This window comes from Candidatus Erwinia dacicola, assembly GCF_001756855.1.
Lineage (GTDB): Bacteria > Pseudomonadota > Gammaproteobacteria > Enterobacterales > Enterobacteriaceae > Erwinia > Erwinia dacicola.
Genome location: NZ_MAYS01000203.1, coordinates 1 through 1,398 on the forward strand (window position 1 = coordinate 1; position 1,398 = coordinate 1,398).

At 54.0% G+C, this 1,398-nt stretch carries 3 protein-coding genes; all 3 read left to right on the forward strand.

What is annotated here, in order from left to right:
• A partial coding sequence (locus BBW68_RS18770) for a hypothetical protein (protein ID WP_420835331.1) occupies positions 1 to 402 on the forward strand: 402 nt, incomplete at its 5' end.
• Between the two features lie 4 nt (positions 403 to 406).
• Positions 407 to 931 (forward strand): conjugal transfer protein TraQ, encoded by a 525-nt coding sequence (traQ, locus tag BBW68_RS06305; protein WP_070134469.1) that lies wholly within the window; start codon positions 407 to 409, stop codon positions 929 to 931.
• 16 nt (positions 932 to 947) lie between these two features.
• Positions 948 to 1,328, forward strand: coding sequence for a DUF6750 family protein (locus tag BBW68_RS06310; protein ID WP_070134470.1), 381 nt, complete (start codon positions 948 to 950; stop codon positions 1,326 to 1,328).
• Positions 1,329 to 1,398: the final 70 nt, after the last annotated feature.

Sequence of the window (1,398 nt, forward strand, 5' to 3'; positions counted from 1 at the left end):
CCGCCTCCGGCCTCGTCGCCTGCCATTTCTTCCGAGGCGGTGAATCAGCTTTCCAGCGTGTTGCTCCAGCAGCGCAGCCAGATTGAAACGCTCACGCAGCAGGTTCAGCAGCTTGGGAACAGGGTTGCGCAGCAGCAAGGGCAGATCAGCCAGCTAGAGCAGCGGCTGGCGTTGTCTGCCGTGACAGCAACCTCACCTGCTGCGCCCGCTCAGCGCGGTTATCTGAACAGTACGCTGATTTCGAATATGAAAATTAACGATATTCAGCCGGATCTGGTCTGGGTGCGTTATGGCGGCAAGGTGTACGCCTTGCAGGTCGGCGATTCTCTTGGCGGGACGAAAGTGGTGCAGATTGATATGCATAACCGCGTCGTCGTCACCACCAATGGCCTGATACGGTGAACCTATGGACTTAGAGAAAGTTCTCGCAGCCTTAGCCGATGGCCTGAAACCGATGATGTATCTCATTTTTGCCATTGCCGGACTGGTCGGCGTGGTGAAAGTGGGTGAAATGCTGTTGCAGGTCAAAAATCAGGCCAAACACGGGCGCAGCCCGAACCTGACATCCGCAGCCGTGGGCATAGTGTTCTGTGTGTTCATCATCGCGCTGCCGAATTTTATCAATATCAGCGGGGCGACGCTTGGCTACGGGTCAATGACCTACGGCGTTACTCCGGTGGTGTCGGAAGGTGTCTGGGGGATGGGGGCAAAAAGTGTCAATAACATCATCGCACTGGTTCGGGTTCTTGGGGTTTATTTTGTCTACAGCGGGCTGGTGAAAATTGCCAACTCGAATCTGGATGGCCACACCAAAATATCGAGTGTGGAAATGCGAGGCAGCGGGATTGTCAGCGTCATTTGTGGCGTGCTGATGGTCTTTCTGCCGGAAGTGCTTGAAGGTGGACAGCAAACGTTGGGTTTAATCTGGTAAATAAGGAAAATGGCACATGTTGATGAATACACTGTACAAAATGAAAATCTGGGCTGATAACGCGAAATACCGTTTTCTGGCGGCCATGATGCTGATGCTGGGGAACCTTCCGGGCGCTCACGCCGCAGGGTGGTTCGATACCTTCAATGAAATCGGGCAGGGGATGCAGCAGGCGAGAAAGCCCGCCATGCTGATCTTCGGCACAATCGGCGTGGTGCTGGCTGGGATGGGGCTAATCATCATCAAGAACGTCAACGACCCGAAAAAGCAGCAGCAGAATCACGGTCGTGGCGTGATGTCGGGCGTGATTTACATCTTCATTGGCGTATGCCTGATTGCGCTGGCCGTTATCATCAAACGTACCGGTGATACTGCGAACATTCAGACCGAAATCTGATTCAGCCCGCCGTCCGGTTCCTGCCGGACGGCAATACTTCTGGAGAAGGAAAACCGCATGAAACCCATTA

Bases quoted from the DNA above. Each gene is read 5' to 3' on its own strand.
- traQ (WP_070134469.1), top strand. From the start codon at position 407: ATGGACTTAGAGAAAGTTCTCGCAGCCTTAGCCGATGGCCTGAAACCG.
- BBW68_RS06310 (WP_070134470.1), top strand. From the start codon at position 948: ATGTTGATGAATACACTGTACAAAATGAAAATCTGGGCTGATAACGCG.